The organism is Ruegeria sp. CDSA089 (assembly GCF_059612205.1).
Genome location: NZ_JBXWQD010000002.1, coordinates 139,910 through 161,707 on the forward strand (window position 1 = coordinate 139,910; position 21,798 = coordinate 161,707).

Below are 21,798 nucleotides of genomic sequence, written 5' to 3' on the forward strand. Positions count from 1 at the left end.
CTTTACAATACCTATCTAATACCACCTGTCCATAACTTTCTTATTGCGACCGAGATGAAGGATTTTTTCGCATAAATCTCTCTAAAATCCCTGATCATCGCAGGTTTGATCTTTTCTGATGGCAAAAGGTATTATAATGGTATTGTCATGAGTGAGTCTGAAAACCACGCAGTTTTGGCCGTTGATGGCGGTGGAACCCGATGCCGGGTTGCCTGCGATGTGGATGGTGAAGTCCATGCGGTCGAAACAGGTGCGGCCAATGTCTCAACCGATTTTGAGGGTGGTGCCGACCAGATCAGGACGGGCGTCGCGCGTTTGGCCGAACGTCTCGGACGGCCCGCCGCCGACCTGTTCGATTGGCCCGCTTTCGTAGGCTTGGCCGGAGTGACTGGGGATGCGGTAGCTGGGCGCTTGCAGGCTGTTCTGAATTTGACGAATGCCCGGGTGGAAGATGATCGGCCGGCCGCCGTCCGAGGGGCCTTGGGCGCGACAGACGGCCTTGTCGCGCATTGCGGCACGGGCTCATTCCTTGCGCTCCAGACTCGTGGTCGCATGCGGTTTGCTGGGGGATGGGGGTCAGTCCTTGGAGATGAGGCCTCGGCCCAATGGGTCGGACGTCGCGCCTTGGCCGAAGCGTTGAATGTTGCAGATGGGGTTCAGGAAAGCTCGGGCCTGACCCGGGCCCTGTCTGATCGGTTGGGTGGTACCGCAGGCATTGTTGCATTTGCAGGCCAAGCGTCGCCGGGAGAGTTTGGCACGTTGGCACCGCAGGTTACGTCGGCGGCGGTCGATGGAGATATCGTTGCCCGGAAAGTCCTGCAAACAGGTGCGGATTACCTTACGGATATGGCCGCCCGTTTGGGTTGGAAACCCGGTCTGACGCTATGTCTGACCGGGGGAATTGCGCCGCACTACGCCGACTACCTGCCCGGCGAAATGCAAGAGGCAATCCGTCCGCCGCAGGGGGAACCGCTGGCAGGTGCGTTGGCTTTGGCAAAGGAGGTGGCAGATGAGCATCGCTGAATTCCTGCGCGCCGATGCATGGCTAAGCCCCGAAAACGGCCCTCGATACGTACAGCTGCGCCGCCGGTTGCAAGAGGGGATCGACACCGGTGTGCTGGCCCCCAATGCGTCGCTGCCGTCAGAACGGGAATTGGTGGAAATCACCGACCTGTCCCGCGTCACCGTACGCAAAGCTATCCAGGAGCTGGTGCAAGAAGGCGTGATCGAACAGCGTCAGGGGTCGGGCTCGTTCATCCGCGAGCGCGTGCCTCGGGTCGAGCAATCGCTGACCCATCTGACATCATTCACCGAAGATATGTCGAGCCGGGGGATGCAGACCACCTCTAAATGGCTGGAACGTGGCGTGTTCGCCGCAACACCACACGAGGTGGCCGCGCTGAACCTGTCGGACGGCGCGCAAATCGCCCGTATCTATCGTCTGCGCGAGGCGGATGGCCGCCCGCTGGCGCTGGAAAAAGCGGCCTTGCCCTTGGACATCCTGCCAAACCCGATCGAGGTGACGACCTCGCTCTACGAGGTGCTGGATGGGTTGGGTCATCGTCCGGTGCGGGCGGTTCAGAAGATCTCGGCGCTTAATCTGGCAGCGCGCGAGGCCGAGTTGCTGGACGTGCCTGAAGGGGCGGCGGGGCTGAATATCGAACGTCTCTCATTTCTCAAAAACGGTCGGGTCGCAGAGTTGACCCGCTCGCTCTATCGCGGTGACGCCTATGATTTCGTCGCCGAGCTACGGCTATAACCGGAAGGATCAAAGGCCGATGTCCGAACATACATCCAAGATGCGTCAGGAAATTCTGGAAATTCCCGATGCGGTCGACCGGCTGCTGGGCAGTGGCGCGGCCAATATTCAAAACGCCGCAGGGCTGGTCCGCGACGCCGATCCGCGGTTTATGATCACCGTGGCGCGCGGGTCGTCGGACCATGCGTGCAGCTATCTGAAATATGCCAGTGAGTTGCTCCTTGGTCTGCCTGTGGCCTCGGTCGGGCCGTCAGTCAGTTCAATCTACGGGGCCGATCTGATGGCGCGGAGGGCGGTCTGTGTGTCTGTGTCGCAGTCCGGCCAAAGCCCCGACATCGTGGGGTTGACGCGGTCGTTGCGGTCTTCGGGCGCGGTGGCACTGGCGATCACAAACAATTCAACCTCGCGTCTGGCGGAAACCGCTGATGCGGTGCTGCCGCTGCACGCCGGTCCTGAACTGAGCGTTGCGGCGACCAAGACCTTCGTAACCTCGCTTGTCGCGGGTCTGTGGATGCTGGCCGAGGTCAAAGGGGATGCCGACTTGCTGGCGGCTATCCGGGCTCTGCCCGCCCAGTTGGACCGCGCAGCCCGATGCGACTGGTCCGCAGCGGCGTCTGCGATCACGGGGCGGTCGCTGTTCACGCTGGGCCGGGGGCCGTCCTTTGCGGTGTCGGGCGAGGCGGCGTTAAAGATCAAGGAGACCTGCCAGATTCACGCTGAAAGCTATTCGGCTGCCGAAGTGCTGCACGGCCCCGTCTCGATCGTTGAAGAGGGGTTCCCTGCAATCATTTTCGCTGCTCAGGATGCGGCGGAGGAGACAACCGCACAGGCTGCTGATGCTTTGGCTGAAAAAGGCGCGGTGGTTTTTGCGACGACGGATCGGGTCACGCGAGCGCAGTCTTTGCCGGTCGAGCGCACGGATCACTGGATCACCGATCCGATCACGGCGATCACCGCCTTCTACAGCATGGTCGAATCGGTTGCCAGTATGCGAGGAATCGACCCTGACGCGCCACGCCACCTCAAGAAAGTGACCGAGACGGTATGACAACGAACAGGGTGATCTTTCGAAACGGGGAAATCTTTGATGGTAAGCGGTTGCTGTATGATCATGCGTTGGTCTTTGACGGCGATGCGACCGGGAGGATTGTGTCCGATGCGGATATAGCGACCGGTGACTATGTCGATCTGAACGGAGACATCGTCAGCCCCGGTTATGTGGACTTGCAGGTGAATGGTGGCGATGGGGTCATGCTGAATGACGCCCCTTCGGTGGAGACGATCCGGCGCATCGCGCAGGCCCATCGCCGGTTGGGGGTCGCCGCGCTGCTGCCGACTTTGATCACGGATACGGCCGATAAGACCCGTGCCGCGATTGATGCTGCCATTCACGCTGTCAATGAGGGCGTGCCGGGCGTCGCCGGGTTACATCTGGAGGGGCCCCACCTGTCGGTTGCGCGCAAAGGGGCGCATGATGGCGATCTGATCTGTCCGATGTCTGATGCAGACCTTGCTGCCTTGATAGAGGCGGCGGCTCATCTGCCCTGTCTCAAAGTGACTATGGCGCCCGAATCGGTCTCAGAGCAGCAGGTTCGCGCGCTAAGCGATGCGGGTGTACTGGTATCATTGGGGCACACTGATGCGGATTTCGCCACCTGCCAGCGCTATGCCGCCGCAGGTGCGCGATGTGTGACCCATCTGTTCAACGCCATGAGCCAGTTGGGCAACCGCGAACCCGGATTGGTCGGCGCGGCGCTGTCGAATGGTGGGTTTTCGGCCGGGCTGATTGCTGATGGCATCCATGTCCACCCGCAGGTCATGCGGGCGGCGTGGGCGGCTAAAACCGGACCGGGGCAAATCTATCTGGTCAGCGACGCGATGGCGGTTGCAGGAACGGATCAATCCGAGTTTCGTCTGGAAGGGCGCAGGATCACCCGCACTGACGGGCGGCTGACGCTGGAAGACGGGACGCTGGCTGGCGCGGATCTGGATTTGACGACTGCCATCCGGGTGCTGGTCACGCAAGTGGGCGTGCCTTTGCCTGCGGCGCTGGCCGCTGCCACCACCTATCCTGCACAGTTGATCGGGCGAATGCCGGGCGCTGCCATCACCCGCGACAGCATGATCCGCATCAGCGGAACGCTCGACACGTGCGCGTGGCTGTAGGCAGTTGCGCCCTTTTTCTGCCGCACCGGGCGGGAGATTATTTTCCTGGAATGATTTTGAAATCCGGCACCGAACGGCGCTTGACGCCATCTGACGCATCGCTTAAACCGACCTCCGCTGAGCGGGCGTCGTATACTGGCTATTACCTCAGCCTTCCAAGCTGATGAAGCGGGTTCGATTCCCGCCGCCCGCTCCAAATCAGCCCTTACATTCTGCGTCAAAAGGCCCGTTTGAGGCTGCATTTCTGCCGTGCAGCTTGACCCCACCTGCACTGACCGCCAAGAAGCGCATTAGTAAGTTTGAACACGACGTAGGGCCCAGTCATGGCAAGAAACGCCTCAGCCAGTCCATCCGCAAAAGCTGCGCCCGGCGCTAGCGAAGAGCGCGCGCGATCCCGGAAAATAGGCGTTCTGGCCTCTCTTTGGCCCTTCATGAAGCCGTACCGCCTGTTGATGATCGGGGCGACGCTGGCATTGATCCTCACGGCCAGTATGACGCTGACCCTGCCACTGGCCGTGCGCCGAGTGGTCGATAATTTCCGCATCGAAGATGGCGAGCTGCTGGATTGGTATTTTCTGGCCGCGCTGGGCATTGCTGGAATTTTGGCCATCGGTACAGGCATCCGCTATGCGCTGGTGACGCGGCTGGGTGAGCGCGTGGTGGCCGATATTCGCAAGGCCGTCTTCGATCGCGTCATCGGGATGAGCCCCGAATTCTACGAACGGATTATGACCGGAGAAGTTCTAAGCCGGATCACCACAGACACCACGTTGATCCAGTCGGTGCTGGGTTCGTCCGTGTCGATTGCGCTGCGCAACATGTTGATGTTTGTCGGCGGATTGGTGCTGATGTTGCTGACCTCGGCCAAGCTGACAGCGATGGTCCTTCTGCTGATCCCGCTGGTCGTAGTACCGATTCTGGTTCTGGGTCGCCGTCTGCGGGTCATCAGCCGCGAAAATCAGGACTGGATCGCCGCCTCATCCGGCAATGCAGGCGAGGCACTGAGTGCGGTTCAGACCGTTCAGGCGTTTACCCACGAACAGGCAAGCCGCGCTCAGTTCGGTGAGATGACAGAAACTTCGTACGAAGTTTCTCTGCGCCGAATCCAGACTCGTGCGGTGCTGACGGTGATCGTGATTTTTCTGGTCTTCTCCGGCATCGTGGGCGTTTTGTGGATGGGGGCGAATGACGTCCGTAATGGCGTGATGACTGAGGGCGTTTTAATCCAGTTCGTGATCTATTCAATCATCATGGCAGGCTCGGTCGCGGCCCTGTCCGAGATCTGGAGCGAACTTCAGCGCGCCGCGGGGGCGACCGAACGCCTGGTTGAATTGCTGAATGCACAAGACACGGTGAACGATCCAACGGCGGCCAAAGCGCTGCCTGCACCCGTGCGTGGCGAAATCAGGTTTGAAAACGTAACCTTCCGTTATCCTGCGCGCCCTGATGTTGTTGCGCTGGACCAGATGTCGTTGACCGTAAGTCCTGGCGAAACAGTTGCCTTTGTCGGTCCTTCTGGTGCAGGCAAAACGACTGTCATTCAGATGATCCAGCGGTTTTATGACCCAGACGCTGGTGGCGTTAGTCTGGACGGTGTCGACCTGCGCAACCTGAACCGGGCTGAATTCCGCCGCCACATGGCGCTGGTGCCGCAGGACCCGACGATCTTTGCCGCATCGGCCCGCGAGAACATTCGCTTTGGTCGTCTGGACGCAACAGATGCCGAGGTCGAGGCCGCTGCCCGAGCCGCTGCTGCACATGATTTCATCTCGGCGTTGCCAGAAGGCTATGACAGTTTTGTCGGCGAGCGCGGGGTGATGCTGTCGGGCGGTCAGAAACAGCGCATCGCCATCGCGCGCGCCATCCTGCGCGATGCACCGGTTCTGCTGCTGGACGAGGCGACCTCGGCGCTGGATGCAGAAAGTGAGCGCGCGGTGCAGGGGGCCGTGGATCAGATGCGCGCCGGACGAACCACTCTGATCGTGGCGCACCGTCTGGCCACCGTCAAAAAGGCCGACCGTATCGTGGTGATGGAGGCAGGCCAAATTGTGGCACAGGGCACCCATGACGACCTGGTAGCACAAGATGGGCTATATGCACGTCTGGCGCGACTTCAGTTCACAGACGGGGTCGCGGCTGAATAGGCTGACGCGAGGGAAAGGCCTAACCGCCGCAGCGTCATTTTGTTTTTCTGACTCTGTGCCACTAAGCCCTTGCTTGAACCAGCGCGGTTTTGCACCCATCCTAATGTGGAATAATCCGCGCGAAGCGTGCGGCACAATAGGGAGGAGACGCATGGCCTTTGAGGGGATCGACGACAAGGTAAAACTTGAACAAGAAATGCCGTGGGAGGATCGGGATATTCCGGTCACGTTCCACCAGATGCTGTCTCGTACAGCGGCCCGGTATCCGAATAGCAGCGCGGTCAGTTTCCAACTGTTTTCCGGCCCTACGGACAAGGCCGAGACGCTGACATGGTCGGACTTGCTGGGCAAGGTCAATCAGGCCGCCAACCTGTTTCGGTCGCTGGGCGTCGGGGAAAAGGATGTGGTCGCTTATATCCTGCCAAACTGCAATGAAACGCTGATCACCATGATGGGCGGCGCAGTTGCGGGGATCGTCAACCCGATCAATCCGCTGCTGGAGCCTGAACAGATTGCAGCCATTCTACGGGAAACCGGCGCCAAGGTGGTTGTGACGCTCAAGTCCTTCCCCAAGACCGATGTGGCGCAAAAAGTGGAAGAGGCCGTGCGCCATGCGCCCAAGGTCAACACCATCCTTGAGATTGATCTGAACCGCTATCTGACGCCGCCCAAGTCATGGATCGTTCCTTTCCTGCGCCCCAAAATGGGCGACAAGGAACATCTGGCTCACGCGGATTACAAAAGCTTCAACGCCGAACTGGCCAAGCAACCAACCACGCTGACATTCGAAGACAGCAAGGAAGACCGCGTTGCCTGCTATTTCCATACCGGCGGCACAACGGGCATGCCCAAAGTGGCGCAGCACAAGTACTCGGGCCTGATCTATAACGGTTGGCTGGGCGATACGCTGCTGTTCTCGGAAGAGGACGTGGTCATGTGCCCGCTGCCGATGTTCCATGTATTTGCAGTGCATGTGATCATGATGGCAGCCGTATCTTCGGGCGCGCATGTGATCTTCCCAACGCCGCAGGGCTATCGTGGTGATGGTGTCTTTGACAATTTCTGGAAGCTGATCGAACGCTGGAAAGTGACGTTCATCATCACCGTGCCTACCGCGATTGCCGCCAAGATGCAGCGCCCCGTGGATGCCGATATCTCAACCGTCAAAACCGCGTTCTCGGGCTCAGCCCCCTTGCCCGTGGAGCTGTTCCGTAGATTTGAAGAGGCCACAGGTGTCACCATTGTCGAAGGGTACGGCCTGACCGAAGCGACATGCCTTGTGTCTTGCAACCCGGTGGATGGTGAGAAAAAGATCGGCTCGATCGGGATTCCGTTCCCCTATACGGACGTCAAAATATTGACCGACGGACCGGATGGACCAGTGGAATCTGCGGCCAACGAAATCGGTGAAATTTGCGTTTCCAATCCCGGCGTTTATGCGGGCAATACCTATACCGAATCGGAAAAGAACGTCGACCTCTACCACTTTGACTCATATCTGCGCACGGGCGATCTGGGGCGGTTCGATGAGGATGGCTATCTGTGGATCACCGGACGTGCCAAGGATCTGATCATCCGCGGTGGGCACAACATCGATCCCGCTGAAATTGAAGAGGCCCTTCTGGGCCACGACGCGGTCGCCTTCGCTGGGGCCATCGGTCAGCCCGATGCCTACGCAGGTGAGGTGCCTTGCGCCTTTGTCGAGCTGGTTGACGGTGCCTCGGTCACCGAGCAGGAGTTGATGGAATACTGCGACGTTCACGTCCACGAACGTGCCGCGCAGCCCAAGCATATGACCATTCTCGATGAATTGCCGAAAACCGCGGTGGGCAAAGTGTTCAAGCCAGAACTGCGGAAACAGGCGATCACCCGTATCTACAATGGCGCGCTGGAAAAGGCGGGCGTGGATGCGCGGGTGGTCTCGGTGCTCGATGACAAAAAGCGTGGGCTTGTTGCACAGCTTGACGCGAACGGCTCCTCAGAGGACGATGTCAGCAAAGTGCTGGGCGCATTCACCCGGCCATGGGAATGGGCTGCCTGATCGCGGAGGGGACATGGATTATGAACGCCTGATTGATGAAGAAACTTGGGCGTTCATAAGCAGGACCGCCGAAAGCTATCCCGATGATGCGGTCGATCTTTCGATCCAGGATCAGCGCGGGGTCTATGACGCGATGTGTCGTGACTTTCGGCAGCCGCGCCCGATGGGGGTCGAGGCTGAGGACAAGCACGCCGACGGCGTGCTTGTTCGCGTCTATACTGCTGGTGATCCGACGCGGACGGTGGTTTATCTGCATGGCGGTGGTTTTGTTGTCGGTGGGCTGGACAGCCATGACGACGTTTGCGCCGAGATTTGTGCGCAGACGGGATATCGGGTGGTGGCGGTAGACTATCGCCTTTGCCCTGAACATGTGCACCCCGCGCAGTTTCAGGACGCATGGACGGCAGTGAACTGGGCCGCGAAGGAATATGGCAACGCGCTGGTATTGGCGGGGGACAGTGCAGGAGGCAATCTGGCTGCTGCCGTCACCCATCATGCACGGCGTCGGCTGGATACGATTTTGGGGCAGGTTCTGATCTATCCCGGTTTGGGTGGTGATCGGACCAAGGGATCGTATCTGGAACATGCCCACGCGCCGCTTTTGACGCTGGATGATATCGTTTTCTACGAAAAGGTGCGGTGCAGCGGAGAACCTCCGCAGGGCGATCCGACTTACGCGCCGTTGCAGGACAGCGATTTCTCGAACCTGCCTCCGACCGTGGTTGTGACTGCTGATTGCGACCCGCTGCGCGATGACGGGCCCGACTATTGCGCCCAGATCACGCAGGCCGGAGGGCTTGCCCATTGCATCAACGAACCAGGCCTTGTGCATGGCTATCTGCGGGCGCGCACCTCGGTTAAACGCGCCGCAGACAGTTTTGAGCGGATATCCGTCGCTATTGAGGCATTGGGCCAACAGATCTGGCCCTACGACTGATTACTTCAAGAACGGCTTGGCTTTCATTGTCTCGGCGATTGGTGCGCCCATCCGGTTCAGGATCGTGGGTGCCAGTTGCAACTGGTCGATCACCGTATCAGCCTCGGGGCCTTTGGCATCGCCGAAATAATACAGTGCTGTTTCCTGTTGCAGTGGTCCGCGCCCGCCGTGATGACCTCGTTCATCCTGCCCGTGGTCGGCGGTGACGATCACTTCATAGCCCAACTGCCGCCAGCGGGGGATGAATGGAGCCAGCATCTCGTCTGCGACGAAACAGGCATGGTCCATTTCTTCGCAATCATGGAAGAACCGGTGCCCCATGCTGTCCAGGGTACAGGCGTGCAGAATGCCGTAATCCAGTCCGAAGCGCAGGCACAGGTTGGTCAGGGTGGCATAGAGATCGACATCGGACGGCGTCATCTGGTTCGCCTTGCCGTAGCCGGTCATTGTGTGGAACCGACCGTGATTGATTGTGGTGCTGTCCGGCTCGTCATATTCCACGTCCCGCACATAGTCGAAGGGATGGCGGTTGAAGAACTGCGACCAATAGCTGTGGGTGACAGCTCCGGTGACGCCTCCGGCTTCGCGAACCTGGCTGAACACGTCTTTGTGGCTCAAGCGGAAGACATTGCCGTTACCGGTGCAGCCATGTTCCTGTGGTGTCACCCCGGTGTGGATCGAGGCATAGCAACTGGCCGAGGTCGATGGCAGCACCGAGCGCAGCTTCCATACGCGCGCCTCGCCGGTGTCGACCCAGCCTTCAAGGTTGCCGAACAGACGGCGGAAATTGCGCCAGGGAACACCGTCGAGGATGATGAGAAGAAGTTTGCGGTCCATGGTTCGGCCTTTTCATGGGATCTTTCGGCGACCCTACGAGATTCGCAGGGCAGGGGCAGCTTGTTCACGCCCCAAATAGCAAAATCCCGACACCTGTTTATGACAAGCGCCGGGATTTTTTGATTGTTTTGCGCGGGATCAGTTCCCGGCGCTTTCCATCTTGCGGTGGGCGACCACCTCTTCCAGCCAGCCCAGATGCATTTCGGGCACCGAGCTGAGCAGAAGGTCGGTGTAGTCGTCGAACGGTGGGCTCAGCACTTGTGATTTCGGGCCGTAGCGGACCACGCGACCCTGATACATCACCGCGATACTGTCGCTGATCGCACGGACTGTCGCCAGATCGTGGGTAATGAACAGATAGGCCACGTCCTCGATCTTTTGCAGGTCCAGAAGCAGTTTCAGGATGCCGTCCGCCACCAGCGGGTCCAGTGCCGAGGTGACCTCGTCGCAGATGATCATCTTGGGCTTGGCCGCCAGTGACCGCGCGATGCAGACACGCTGTTTCTGCCCACCAGACAGTTCTGCCGGATAGCGGTCGATGAACTTCTCGCCCAGCTCGATTTCATCCAGCAGTTCCACGATCCGCTTGCGTTTTTCCGCACCGCGCATATTGAAGTAGAACTCCAGCGGCCGGCCGATGATGGTGCCCACGGTTTGACGCGGGTTCATCGCAACGTCGGCCATCTGGTAGATCATCTGCAACTCGCGCAGGTCCTCGCGGGTACGTCCCTTGAGGTCGGGCGACAACTTACGCCCGTTGAACGTGATCTCACCTTCACGAGGAGGCAGCAAGCCAGTAATCACCCGCGCCAACGTGGACTTGCCCGAGCCGGATTCGCCCACAACTGCCAGTGTCTGCCCAGGATGGAGGTCAACATTGACGTTGTGCAGCACGTCGAAATTCAGCCCCTTGTAGCGCGCAGTGATGCCGGCAATGCTCAGCACCGGTTCCGCTGTGGGCTGTTTCTCCTCATGCTCGATGGACCGGACCGAGACAAGCGCCTTGGTATAGTCTTCCTGCGGGTTGTTGATGATCTGGTCGGTATTGCCGTATTCGATCGTGTTGCCCATGCGCAAAACCATGATGTCATCGCTCACCTGCGCAACGACGGCAAGGTCATGGGTGATATAGAGCGCGGCAACGCCGGTATCCGCGATGGCTTCCTTGATAGCCATCAGAACGTCGATCTGCGTGGTCACATCCAACGCCGTGGTGGGTTCGTCGAACACCACCAGATCAGGCTCGGGGCACAGGGCCAGTGCCGTCATGCAACGCTGCAACTGCCCGCCTGAGACCTGGTGCGGGTAGCGGTTACCAATATTGTCCGGGTCCGGCAGACCCAGCTTAGCGAACAGCTCACGCGCGCGGGCTTCGGCTTCTTTCCGGCTGAACTTTTTCTGCTCAACTGCGGCCTCAACCACTTGGTCCATGATCTTCTTGGCTGGGTTGAAGGACGCCGCAGCGGATTGGGACACATATGTGACCTCACCCCCGCGCAACTTGCGGATATCGCCGTGCGACGACTTGAGGATATCACGCCCGTTAACCCAGACCTCGCCCCCGGTGATCTTTACACCGCCCCGGCCATAGGCCATCGAGGCCAGACCGATGGTAGACTTGCCGGCCCCGGATTCACCGATCAACCCCAGCACCTTGCCGCGTTCGAGGTCAAAATCGACTCCGTGCACGATTTCGATGTCATGGGGCTTTTCGCCTGGCGGATAGACTGTCGCGCCAATCTTGAGGCCACGGACTTTGAGAAGCGGTTCACTCATCCCCGGCCTCCTTTCAGCGATGTGGTTCGGTTCAGGACCCAGTCAGCGACAAGGTTGACCGAGATAGCCAGCGTCGCGATGGCCACAGCAGGGTAAAGCGCCGCGCCGATACCATAGACGATGCCGTCCTTGTTTTCTTTCACGATCCCGCCCCAATCGGCCAGCGGCGGCTGAACGCCCAGGCCCAGGAACGACAGGGTCGAGATGAACAGAACCATGAAGATGAACCGCAGCCCGAATTCCGCCACCAGCGGTGACAGGGCGTTGGGCAGAATCTCGCGGAAGATGACCCAAGAGCGTCCTTCTCCGCGCAGCTTGGCGGCCTCGACATAGTCCATGACGTTGATGTCCACCGCGACCGAGCGCGACAGGCGGTAGGGGCGCGTTGCATCCAGCAGGCCCATCACCAGGATCAGGATCGGAACGGTTACGGGCACGATGGCCAGAATGACCAAGGCCAGGATCAGCGTCGGGATCGACATAATCAGGTCAACCGTCCGGCTGAGAACCTGATCCGCCCAGCCACCAAGAACCGCAGCCAGCAGGCCCAGGGAGGTGCCGGTGAGAAAGCTGAGGATCGTAGCGGCCGCGGCGATAAAGATCGTCGTGCGCCCACCATAGATCATGCGGGTCAGCAGGTCGCGCCCGATATTGTCGGTACCCAGCAGATGCGCGGAGCTTGAAGGCTCCCAAACATCGCCGACGACCTCGGCCATGCCATAGGGGGCGATCAGCGGGGCGGCGAAGGCGACGAAGAAATACAGGCCCGTAAAAAACAGACCGATCATCGCCGAAATAGGGATATTCTTCATCATTTCGGGTGCCTCAGTCTTGGGTTGGCAAGGATCGAGACGATGTCAGCCACCATATTCAGCCCGATATAGACGGCGGCAAAGACAACGCCGCAGGCCAGAACAACAGGCACGTCGCGTTTTGTCACCGAGTCGACCAGATACTGGCCCATGCCGGGATAAACGAACACCACCTCAACCACGACGACGCCCACGACCAGATAGGCCAGGTTCAGCATCACGACGTTGACGATGGGTGAAATTGCATTGGGAAACGCATGCCTCGCAATGACCTGAAAGTTCGACAGGCCCTTCAACTCGGCCGTTTCGATATAGGCCGATTGCATCAGGTTCAGGATCGCGGCGCGGGTCATGCGCATCATCTGCGCCAGAACCACCAGTGTCAGCACGAAGGCCGGCAGGGCGATGGCGTTCAGTTTTTGACCGAATGACATCGACTCGTTAATCATCGCCAGCGATGAGAACCATCCCAGTTTCACCGAGACGAAGTAGATCACCACGTAGCCGATCAGGAATTCCGGTATCGAAACCGTGGTCAGGGTGATCGCAGAAATCAGTTTATCCGGCCAGCGATTGCGGAACCGGACGGCCAGAAGACCCAAAAAGATCGCAAGCGGAACCGACACGACTGCGGCGGCACAGGCCAAAAACAGGGTATTGCCCAAACGTTTGCCGATGCTTTCAGCGATATCCAGCTTGTTGGTCAGTGATTGTCCCAGATCGCCCTGTAAAATACCCCCCAGCCACTCGAAATAGCGGGTCAGGGCAGGGCGGTTGAGGCCCATTTCCTCGCGCAGGTTTGCCAGAGATTCAGGGGTTGCGGACTGCCCCAGGACGGCTTGCGCGGCGTCTCCGGGAAGGGCTTCGGTCAGGCCAAAAATCAGGGCCGAAGCGCCGAGCAGCAAGAGTATTCCCAGCGCAATGCGCTGGGAAACCAATTTGACAATAGGATGCATGATCCGTGGTCCCTATCAGGCGAACCACATCTTGCGGGACATGTTGCCATTCATCATCTCTTGGGTGGGATCGCTTTCCCAGCCGGCCAGCTGATTGCTGACACCTTCGATGAAGTCATTGAACATCGGGCAGATCAGGCCGCCTTCGTCGCGGATCATTTGGCCCATCTGGCTGTAGATGTTCTTACGCTTGTCGTTGTCCAGTTCGGCACGTGCCTGGAATAGCATCTCATCAAAGGCCGGAACCTTGAAGCGCGTGTCGTTCCAGTCTGCAGTTGACAGATACGCGGTCGAGTACATCTGATCCTGTACCGGGCGGCCGCCCCAGTAGGACGCGCAGAAGGGCTGCACATTCCAGACCTCGGACCAGTAGCCATCATTGGGTTCACGCTTGATTTCCAGCGGGATACCAGCTTGCGCAGCAGTTTGCTGGAACAGCGCAGCAGCATCCACAGCCCCCGGGAAGGCACCGTCAGCCACACGAAGGATGATGGGCGAACCATCGTGGCCGGATTTCTTGTAGTGTTCAGCTGCCTTTTCAAGGCTGAACTCCCTCTGAGGGATAGAGCCATCGAACAACGGATAAGCTGCGTTGATGGGCATGTCGTTGCCAATGGTGCCATAGCCGCGAAGAACCTTGTCGACCAGCTCTTGACGGTTGATCGCATGCTTAAGTGCCAGACGCAGTTCGTTCTGGTCGAATGGTGCGGTGTCGCAATGCATGATGAACACGTAGTGTCCGCGACCGGCAGTCGAATGCACGGTCAGGTTGGGCGCGCGGCCCAACAGATCGGCAACCTTCGGTTCGACACGGTTGATCGCGTGGACCTGACCTGATTGCAGCGCAGCAGTACGGGCAGTTGCGTCGTTGATTACGATCACCTCGACGCTGTCGAAATTACCGAAATCCGGGTTCCAGTGGTTTTCAAACTTCGTGTAGAGGTGACGTACGCCCGGCTCGTCGACTTCGACTTTGTAGGGCCCGGTACCGATGCCTGCGCCAGGGTTGTCCATGCCTCCGTCCGGCTGAATGATCAGGTGATAATCAGCCATCAGATACGGCAGGTCGGCGTTGCCCTCACTCAGGGTGACCTGGAAATTGTCGCCATCGGCCTTCATCGATTCGATGCCCTTCATGATGCCAAGGGCACCAGATTTCGAATCTTCATTGGAGTGACGTTGCATGGTTTTCAGCACGTCTTCGCTGGTCATGGTCTTGCCATTGTGGAACTCAACACCTTGACGCAGCTTGAAGGTCCAGACCTTGGCGTCTGCGCTACCTTCGACGCTTTCGGCCAGGCGAGGTTCGATCGAGCCATCGGGTGCAACTTCGACCAGTTGGTCGCCAAATTGCTTGCCGTTTTGGAACGGAACCGAGCTGGCATAGGTGGCCGGGTCTAGCGAGTTAGTGGATTCGCCGCCTTGCAGGCCAAACTTCAGATCGCCGCCCTTTTTCGGGCCCGCCGCGCGCGCCGCGTCGGCAAAAATGGTGCTGGCCATCGCTGCCGAAACACCCAGAGCCGCCGCTTTCCCCATGAATTCGCGGCGGGTCAGTTTGCCCGAAGTGACCTGTTTGGTCATGTGAGTGAGTTGTTCGTTCATTATGGTCTCCCAGTTGATTGGATTTTACCCTTGAGGGCTTTTTATTGACGCATGAGTCAAAATAGGCGGAATTCGTCCTGACGGGCAAGGGTTAATCTTGGCCCCGGCAGGTGCCGCGTCACATGTGATTGCGCGGAATTTCATCCTCCAGCTCTTTCGAAAAGATCAGGTCTTGCCCTTCATAGGCCTTTAGCTCGGCACGGAGGTAGAAGTTTTCCGCGTCTGACCACATCGTACAGGATGTCTCTGTCCGCAGGAGGATGTCATCACGCTGCATTTCTTGCGTCCAAAGGCAATGGCCGCGTGCTGACAGTGGGTCGTCGGGATAGATCGACCACCGTTCCGTGGCCGTGCTGCCATGGGTCAGGCCGTGATGGTTGTCGGTGATCAGGGCGAAATCGTCTTCGATGACCAGATGGGTTTCGCCGGTGTTCATGTCCACCTCGACCCGTCGCGCATTTTTGTCGGGACGTAAAGTGGTGACATCGCGCGGAGTTTCGGATTCGGGCGGTTGGAACACCCATTCATCAACGGTCGAGTGGCGGACGGGGATGTCAATCGTACCTTGAGTCAAATGCAACTCGGCGGCTTCGGGCGTGGGCCAAATCAAGGGCCAATAGGCGCTGGAGATCGCAACCCGCAACCGGTGCCCCTTGGGCACGCGGTACGCAATGTGATCCAAATCCAGCTTGACCTCATAGGTTTCACCGGGGGTCAACGGCGACGGCGTTGCGTGGCTATTTCGATGGGACAGGTTCAGCACCCCATAGGTGATGCGCGTCGAGGCACCGTCGGGGTGGATATGGTTCAGTCGCACCGCCAACTGGGCGTGTGGCCGGTCTGCGCTTATCCGTAGCCGCAGGCGGGGGGCACCCACGACATCCATATCGTCGGCCAGCGGGGCACTGTCGAAACAGGCGGACAGCGCGTCGTCCGCGCGTTGATCGCCGGGCATGTCGGGGCCCAGCCAGATCGCGCAGTATTCGCCGCTTTCCATCCCGCAAGTTTGTGGAGACCGGATGCGTGCGTCCAATGTGCCTGCGGTGCCAAGCCCGTTATCCGCCAAGTCCAGCGTCTGAATCGGCAGATGCGTGGTTGCGCCTTTGTCTTCGGTTATCCAGCGGCCGGGGCGCTCGGTGTACCAACGTTGCGGTCGCACCCCATCCATCAGATAGGCGCGATAGTCAGGGTCCTGATCCACGCCGGTATCCGCACCTCTCAGCCAGTGGTCCCACCACCGCAGCGCCTCTTGCAGGAACCCGATCCGGGGTTCGGGCACCGCGAAATGAGGGTATTTATGCACCCAGGGGCCGACGATGCCTTTGACCGGGGCGGCAAGCTGTTCGACCAGCAGAGGTACCGTATTTTTGTAGGCATCCCCCCAGCCACCAACGGCTAAGGTTGCCGCACGGATGGCGCTGAAATCTTCGCAAACCGATCCGTGCTGCCAATAGCTATCCCGCGTCTGATGGCGCAGCCAAACCGAGGGCAAGAAGGGTTCATTCTCAAGCCGTTCAAGCCATAGCTCGCGCCAGTTTGAGCGCAGCGCCGGGTCGGGCGCGCGCGAGGAATAGGACCACATGGTGGCCCCCCAGCCCAAGTTTTCATTCAGCAGGCAACCGCCCTTATAGTGAATGTCATCCGCATATCGGTCGGCAGTCGAGCAGAGGGTAATTATCGCCTTCAGCGCCTCGGGCTGCATGGCGGCCACTTGCAACGAATTGAAACCGCCCCAGCTGATCCCCATCATTCCCACATGGCCGGTGCACCAAGGTTGTTCGGCAAGCCATTGGATGGTCGAAACCGCGTCGTCCAGCTCTTGCTGGGTGTATTCGTCTTCCATCAGCCCTTCGCTGTCGCCATTGCCGCGCATGTCCACGCGGATGCAGGCATAGCCGCGCTTGGCAAACCACGGATGGGTCAGCGCATCGCGCGTCGCGGTGCTGTCGCGTTTGCGGTAGGGAAGGAATTCCAGAATGGCCGGGACCGGTGCATCATGGGCATCCACCGGACACCAGACCCGCGCCGAGAGGCGGCAGCCATCAGGCATTTGAATGCCAACATCGGGAAGGTCTTCGATCTCGCGCAGCGTGTTTGAAGGGCTGGTCATGGTCTGAGTGTCAGGGCCTTGGGTTTTGGGTGTGTCATGAAAATCGTCAATTCAATCGCGGATTGCGACAAGCAGGTCCATAACATTCGTCCCGGTCGGACCTGTCACCAACAGCGCGCTGGCCTTTTCCAGAAAGCTGCCGCTGTCGGCATCGCGCAGCGCCTGTTCCGCGTCATCGCCCCATGTGGTTCCGTCGACGATGCCCCCAGCGGCCTGTGTCGGGCCATCGGTGCCATCGGTACCGCCGACGATTACCGTCAGCCCCTTGGCCCCCGCGATCTCCTTGGCCAAAGCCAGCGCAAGCGCCTGATTGCGCCCACCGCGCCCGGGGGTTTCGGGCAGGACGACGGTCGGTTCGCCCCCTAACACCATCACGCCTGTCGGCATATCGCGCAGGCGAGGGCCAAGAGTTGTCGCAACCGCCTGATAGTCGTCATGCAGCGCTTCTTCATTGGCGATGACACGCGCGCCCTCGGCCTCGGCTTGCCTGGCCGCCGCCGCGCGGGCATGGGCGTTGGAGGCCACGATCTGCGCCGTTGCTTCAAAATCACGGGTCACGGGCAAGACGCCGATCCCCGAGCCGATCACATTCAGATCGTCGCCGGGCACGTCCGAGATTGCCAATACAGTCGCCTTGCGACCCGTGAAATGGGACAACAACCCGCCGCCCTTGATCCGCGAAAGCTTGCGGCGCTGGGCGTTCATCGCGGTGATGTCCAGCCCCTGCGACAGCAGTTGTTTGTTGAGCTGAGCCAGATCGTCCAGCGTTTTGCCCGGCACCAGATCCTCAGCCAATGAGGACGCACCGCCCGAGACCAGCAGCAGCAGATGCGCATCAGTCGACAGACCCTCGACCGTTTCGCGTAGCGCACGCCCGCCTTCCAGACTGCGCGCGTCGGGCACGGGGTGTGAGGCTTCGATGACCCGCACGTGATCGGGCAGGTCGCCTGCATGGTCATCCTTGGTTACGACCAGCGTCGGGACTGTGCCAAAATGCTCCAGCGCAGCAAGCGCCATCGACGCCGCAGGTTTGCCCACGGCTAGTATCTGATCAGGCTTTTCGATATCGCCCAGAACCGCCTGCGTCGCGGCATAGCCACCCACGGCCTCCACCCCGGCGTTCCAGATCCGCAGGGCTTTTTCTGTTCGCTCCATCAGCTTTCCATCCAAATCGTGACCGGCCCGTCATTGACCAGCTCAACAGCCATATCCGCGCCGAACTGGCCGGTTTCGACGGGGATGCCGTGATTGCTCAGTTGTTGCGCGAAGGTTTCATACAGGTGCTTTCCAACCTCGGGCGGGGCAGCCTCGGAAAAGCCGGGCCGGTTCCCGCGCGACGTATCAGCGGCCAGCGTGAACTGGCTGATCACAAGGGCCGAGCCACCGATATCCAACACCGACCGGTTCATTTTACCCGCGTCATCCTTGAATATCCGCAGTTTCGAGATTTTGGCGGCAAGCTGGCCGGCCCGCGCCTCGTCATCGCCCTGCATGGCGCAAACCAGTATCATCATCCCTTGACCGCACTGCCCGATGACAGTGCCATCGACTGAAACGCTGGCATGGCTGACCCGTTGTAGAACTGCGCGCAAAGTTATTCTCCGTAGGTATTAGTATCGCGATTACCCGACCCAGTTCACAAATGCCTCGGGGGCGGCGCGGGTGGTTCGGAAGCAATTTGCGGGGTGATCGGTGTCGGCATAGCCAAACGAGATCGCACACAGGATCAAGCGGTCGTCGGCAATATCGAAATAACGGTGCAGGAACGGGCTATAGCTGGCCAGTGCCGCCTGTGGAATGGTCGCCACCCCCAAGGCCTGCGCCGCAAGGGTGAATGCGGTAACGAACCCGCCACAATCCAGCGCGCCGTAAGATCCAAGTTCGAGCGGGCTTGAAATGATCGCGCAATGCGGCGCACCAAACAGCGCGAAATTCTGCATCATCTGTTCGGCAGATGCGGCGCGGTCGCCGCGCTGTACCCCGACTGCCTCGTACAGCGCCCAGCCACATTCGCGTCGGCGGTCCCGATAGACGCCGGAATAAGTGGTCGGGAACGGCAGGTCGGGTTCGTGTGAGGCAGTTTGAACCTCGTCTTGCAACGCCTTGCGGAAGGCGTCGGTTTCAGCCCCGCTGGTGACAGTGACCTGCCAGGGTTGCGCATTGCACCAGCTGGGCACGCGGGCTGCGCTGGTCAGGATCTGTTCGATCTGCTCTTTCGGAACGGGATCGGAGCGAAACGCACGGCAGGAATGGCGCTGGTCCAGCAATCTGTTCAGATCGGATAGCGTCACACTGACCTCCCCTTCGGTGTTGACGACGCGCAAGATGACGCCTGCGCTTGGGATGTTCAAGCGATTAAAACACCGACCCGGTTGTTTGCTATTGCTGGCCCGTTGCCACCAGATAACCGACCCCGGCCGCAACCAGCAGACCCAGTGTAACAGCAATCGTGACCTTGATCGCAGACCAGGGGCGTTCGCCTTGAACGCGTCCAGTGCGGCCGTTCACGACAAACCGGTAGGTCTTGCCCCGGAACTTATACGCGGCCATCCAGACCGGCAGCAGGATATGTTTGAAGGTGACTTCGCGCACATCGGTGTCGACCGCATGGATGCGCTGACGGTCGCCGCCGATATCAAACCGCACGTCACGCTCGATCACGCGGGCCATGTGTGCGCGGGCCTGCCCATATCCTTCGCGCAGCTCGATCGTGTAGGCCTCTGCTCGAAAACCAGCCAGATACTCAGGCTGGTAAGGTTCAAGCGCGGGCAGATCCCATGGTTCCAGGGCTTCGGTATATGATTTGGGCAAGGATTGAGACGCCAAAACCAGCACATCGTCAAAGAACCGCGCGACACGACCGGATTTCGGCGACCACCGCACCTTGGCCACCCGCTGCTGCACGCGCTTGCCGTCGCGCATGACCGTTCGGGTTTCATAGTAAACCGTGCCCCGCTCGCCGCGATAAGAGGATTTAGTGTCCGCGTCAAAGGTCCAGTAGGGTACATAAATTCCCTGCATCTTACGCCCCTTGCGCGCGTAGTCCTTCAACCCGTTGGGCGCAAACCACAGCCGACCCAACCATTCGGTCATGGCAGCGTGGGCGGCGCGTTCCTCCAACGCAAAGGGCAGAACGCCGCGCGGCTTGATATGCCGGTTCACGCCGGTATCCGTCACTACCGGCGTCGCACAGAACGGGCATTCCGCCGCGTGGGTGTCGGGATCAAACTCGACCTGAGCGGCGCAGTTCGGGCAGGACAGAACGCGGGTTTCCTCGATCTCGCTGTCAGGCAAACGGTCGGCGATGGCGGCGTCGAAATCCAGTTCTTTCAGGCTGGCTCCACCCCAGGGACCTGCGCCGATGGCCTCGGAATGGCCGCAATGGTCGCAGGTCAGGGATCCGTCGCCAGGATTGAACCGGTAGTCCGCGCCGCATTGGTCACAGGGAAAGCGGTGTTCTTCTGCCATTTTATAGCCCTACGAAAAACTCACGCCCCCGGCGGTGGGGGCGGCAGGATCGTGAACAGCTGCGCCAGCTCCTGCACATCCCCCGCCTTCTTCCAGCCGTCCTGACCGGCGGTCCAGACATGGGTGTCGCGCGTTAGCTCTCCGTCAACGGCCATGCGACCCATCTTGGCCTTGGAAAACGGCCCGCTGGTCTGCCTATCCACCGCGATATGCCACACATGCTCGACCGGAGGCGGGGGCGGGGGTGCCACATGCGCCGAGGGTTGCGGGGCAGCGGGGGCGGAACTGCCCCACGGGCCGCTCGGCTGACCCGCTGCCATGTTCGACATCTGCTGCGCCATGGCCATTCCCATACCCATGCCAAGACCCGCGCCCATACCGCCGCCCTGACTAGGGTTGTTGGCAGCTGCCGTCATGGCTTCGGCTGCGGAATACTGAGTGAACTTGCCCAAATCGCCCGCCAAACCCATCGAGGTGCGCTTATCCAACGCTGCTTCAACCGCGGGCGGTAGTGAGATGTTCTCGATATAGAACTCTGGCATCTCCAGCCCATAGCCATCCAGCACGGGTGAGACTTCGGCGGCGATCAGTTTGCCCAGATCGGCGGTGTTGGCGGCCATGTCCAGAACCGGAATGCCCGAGCCCGCAATCACGCGGCTGAATTCCTGCACGATGATGTTGCGGATCTGAAAGCTGATCTCATCCATGGTGAATTCGCCATCAGTGCCCACAATCTCGACCATGAACTTTGCGGGGTCCTTGATCCGAACCGTATAGGTACCGAAAGCCCGAATGCGCGTGGGTCCGAACTCGGGATCGCGCAGCATGATCGGGTTCTTGGTGCCCCATTTCAGGTCGTTGAACCGGGTCGTGTTGACGAAATAGACCTCGGACTTGAACGGAGATTGAAAGCCGTGATCCCAATGCTGCAAGGTCGTCAGGATCGGCATGTTGTTGGTCTCAAGCATATAAAGACCGGGGGTGAACACATCTGCCAACTGCCCCTCATGCACGAAAACGGCGGCCTGACCTTCGCGCACTGTCAGCTTGGCGCCGTATTTGATCTCGTGGCCTTCACGCTCGAACCGCCAGACCATGGTGTCGCGGGTGTCGTCGACCCAGTGAATGACGTCAATGAATTCTCCGGTCAGAAAATCGAAAATGCCCATTGGGGTCTCCTTTTCTTGGGC

At 59.7% G+C, this 21,798-nt stretch carries 18 protein-coding genes and 1 tRNA gene; 8 read left to right on the forward strand and 11 right to left on the reverse strand.

Going from position 1 to position 21,798, the window contains the following annotated elements; translation table 11 throughout:
* The first annotated feature begins 147 nt into the window (after positions 1-147).
* From AC2FJ6_RS06325 to AC2FJ6_RS06360, 8 genes are all read left to right on the forward strand, one after another.
* Positions 148-1,023: a glucosamine kinase nucleotide-binding domain-containing protein gene (locus AC2FJ6_RS06325; RefSeq protein WP_170769090.1), complete on the forward strand. Its 876-nt coding sequence runs from the start codon at positions 148-150 to the stop codon at positions 1,021-1,023.
* Positions 1,010-1,759, forward strand: a complete 750-nt coding sequence (locus tag AC2FJ6_RS06330) for a GntR family transcriptional regulator (RefSeq protein WP_170769091.1) — start codon at positions 1,010-1,012, stop codon at positions 1,757-1,759. The genes AC2FJ6_RS06325 and AC2FJ6_RS06330 overlap by 14 nt, the downstream gene beginning before the upstream one ends.
* 19 nt (positions 1,760-1,778) lie before the next feature.
* Positions 1,779-2,807: an SIS domain-containing protein gene (locus AC2FJ6_RS06335; RefSeq protein ID WP_170769092.1), complete on the forward strand. Its 1,029-nt coding sequence runs from the start codon at positions 1,779-1,781 to the stop codon at positions 2,805-2,807.
* Positions 2,804-3,925 (forward strand): N-acetylglucosamine-6-phosphate deacetylase, encoded by a 1,122-nt coding sequence (gene nagA, locus AC2FJ6_RS06340; protein ID WP_170769093.1) that lies wholly within the window; start codon positions 2,804-2,806, stop codon positions 3,923-3,925. Before AC2FJ6_RS06335 ends, nagA begins: the two co-directional genes overlap by 4 nt.
* Positions 3,926-4,046: 121 nt before the next feature.
* A tRNA-Gly gene (locus tag AC2FJ6_RS06345) sits at positions 4,047-4,121 on the forward strand.
* 127 nt (positions 4,122-4,248) lie between these two features.
* Positions 4,249-6,069, forward strand: coding sequence for an ABC transporter transmembrane domain-containing protein (locus AC2FJ6_RS06350; protein ID WP_170769094.1), 1,821 nt, complete (start codon positions 4,249-4,251; stop codon positions 6,067-6,069).
* A 151-nt stretch (positions 6,070-6,220) separates the two neighbouring features.
* Positions 6,221-8,110 carry an acyl-CoA synthetase gene (locus AC2FJ6_RS06355; protein WP_170769095.1) on the forward strand — a complete coding sequence of 630 codons (1,890 nt, stop codon included), beginning with the start codon at positions 6,221-6,223 and terminating at the stop codon, positions 8,108-8,110.
* Between the two features lie 13 nt (positions 8,111-8,123).
* The gene (locus AC2FJ6_RS06360) at positions 8,124-9,047 is read left to right on the forward strand and encodes an alpha/beta hydrolase (protein ID WP_170769096.1); all 924 of its coding nucleotides are present in this window, start codon (positions 8,124-8,126) and stop codon (positions 9,045-9,047) included.
* On the opposite strand, the gene AC2FJ6_RS06365 is transcribed toward AC2FJ6_RS06360, so the two are convergent.
* From AC2FJ6_RS06365 to AC2FJ6_RS06415, 11 genes are all read right to left on the reverse strand, one after another.
* Positions 9,048-9,884: an alkaline phosphatase family protein gene (locus AC2FJ6_RS06365; RefSeq protein ID WP_170769097.1), complete on the reverse strand. Its 837-nt coding sequence runs from the start codon at positions 9,882-9,884 to the stop codon at positions 9,048-9,050.
* Between the two features lie 138 nt (positions 9,885-10,022).
* Positions 10,023-11,660 (reverse strand): ABC transporter ATP-binding protein, encoded by a 1,638-nt coding sequence (locus tag AC2FJ6_RS06370; protein ID WP_170769098.1) that lies wholly within the window; start codon positions 11,658-11,660, stop codon positions 10,023-10,025.
* Positions 11,657-12,472 carry an ABC transporter permease gene (locus AC2FJ6_RS06375; protein WP_170769822.1) on the reverse strand — a complete coding sequence of 272 codons (816 nt, stop codon included), beginning with the start codon at positions 12,470-12,472 and terminating at the stop codon, positions 11,657-11,659. The genes AC2FJ6_RS06370 and AC2FJ6_RS06375 overlap by 4 nt, the downstream gene beginning before the upstream one ends.
* Positions 12,472-13,428 (reverse strand): ABC transporter permease, encoded by a 957-nt coding sequence (locus tag AC2FJ6_RS06380; protein WP_170769099.1) that lies wholly within the window; start codon positions 13,426-13,428, stop codon positions 12,472-12,474. The genes AC2FJ6_RS06375 and AC2FJ6_RS06380 overlap by 1 nt, the downstream gene beginning before the upstream one ends.
* Before the next feature lie 15 nt (positions 13,429-13,443).
* The gene (locus tag AC2FJ6_RS06385; RefSeq protein WP_170769100.1) at positions 13,444-15,030 is read right to left on the reverse strand and encodes an ABC transporter substrate-binding protein; all 1,587 of its coding nucleotides are present in this window, start codon (positions 15,028-15,030) and stop codon (positions 13,444-13,446) included.
* Between the two features lie 118 nt (positions 15,031-15,148).
* Entirely contained in the window at positions 15,149-17,140 is a 1,992-nt protein-coding gene (locus AC2FJ6_RS06390) for a CocE/NonD family hydrolase (protein WP_170769101.1), read from the reverse strand.
* Between the two features lie 51 nt (positions 17,141-17,191).
* Positions 17,192-18,295 carry a glycerate kinase type-2 family protein gene (locus AC2FJ6_RS06395; protein ID WP_496668674.1) on the reverse strand — a complete coding sequence of 368 codons (1,104 nt, stop codon included), beginning with the start codon at positions 18,293-18,295 and terminating at the stop codon, positions 17,192-17,194.
* The gene (gene dtd, locus AC2FJ6_RS06400) at positions 18,295-18,732 is read right to left on the reverse strand and encodes a D-aminoacyl-tRNA deacylase (protein WP_496668677.1); all 438 of its coding nucleotides are present in this window, start codon (positions 18,730-18,732) and stop codon (positions 18,295-18,297) included. Before dtd ends, AC2FJ6_RS06395 begins: the two co-directional genes overlap by 1 nt.
* 30 nt (positions 18,733-18,762) lie before the next feature.
* Positions 18,763-19,431, reverse strand: coding sequence for a nitroreductase (locus AC2FJ6_RS06405; RefSeq protein WP_170769104.1), 669 nt, complete (start codon positions 19,429-19,431; stop codon positions 18,763-18,765).
* Positions 19,432-19,519: 88 nt separating this feature from the next.
* Positions 19,520-20,608, reverse strand: a complete 1,089-nt coding sequence (locus AC2FJ6_RS06410) for a TFIIB-type zinc finger domain-containing protein (RefSeq protein WP_496668679.1) — start codon at positions 20,606-20,608, stop codon at positions 19,520-19,522.
* A 20-nt stretch (positions 20,609-20,628) separates the two neighbouring features.
* Complete coding sequence (locus tag AC2FJ6_RS06415; protein ID WP_170769106.1) at positions 20,629-21,777, reverse strand: SPFH domain-containing protein; 1,149 nt, start codon at positions 21,775-21,777, stop codon at positions 20,629-20,631.
* Positions 21,778-21,798 lie beyond the last annotated feature (21 nt).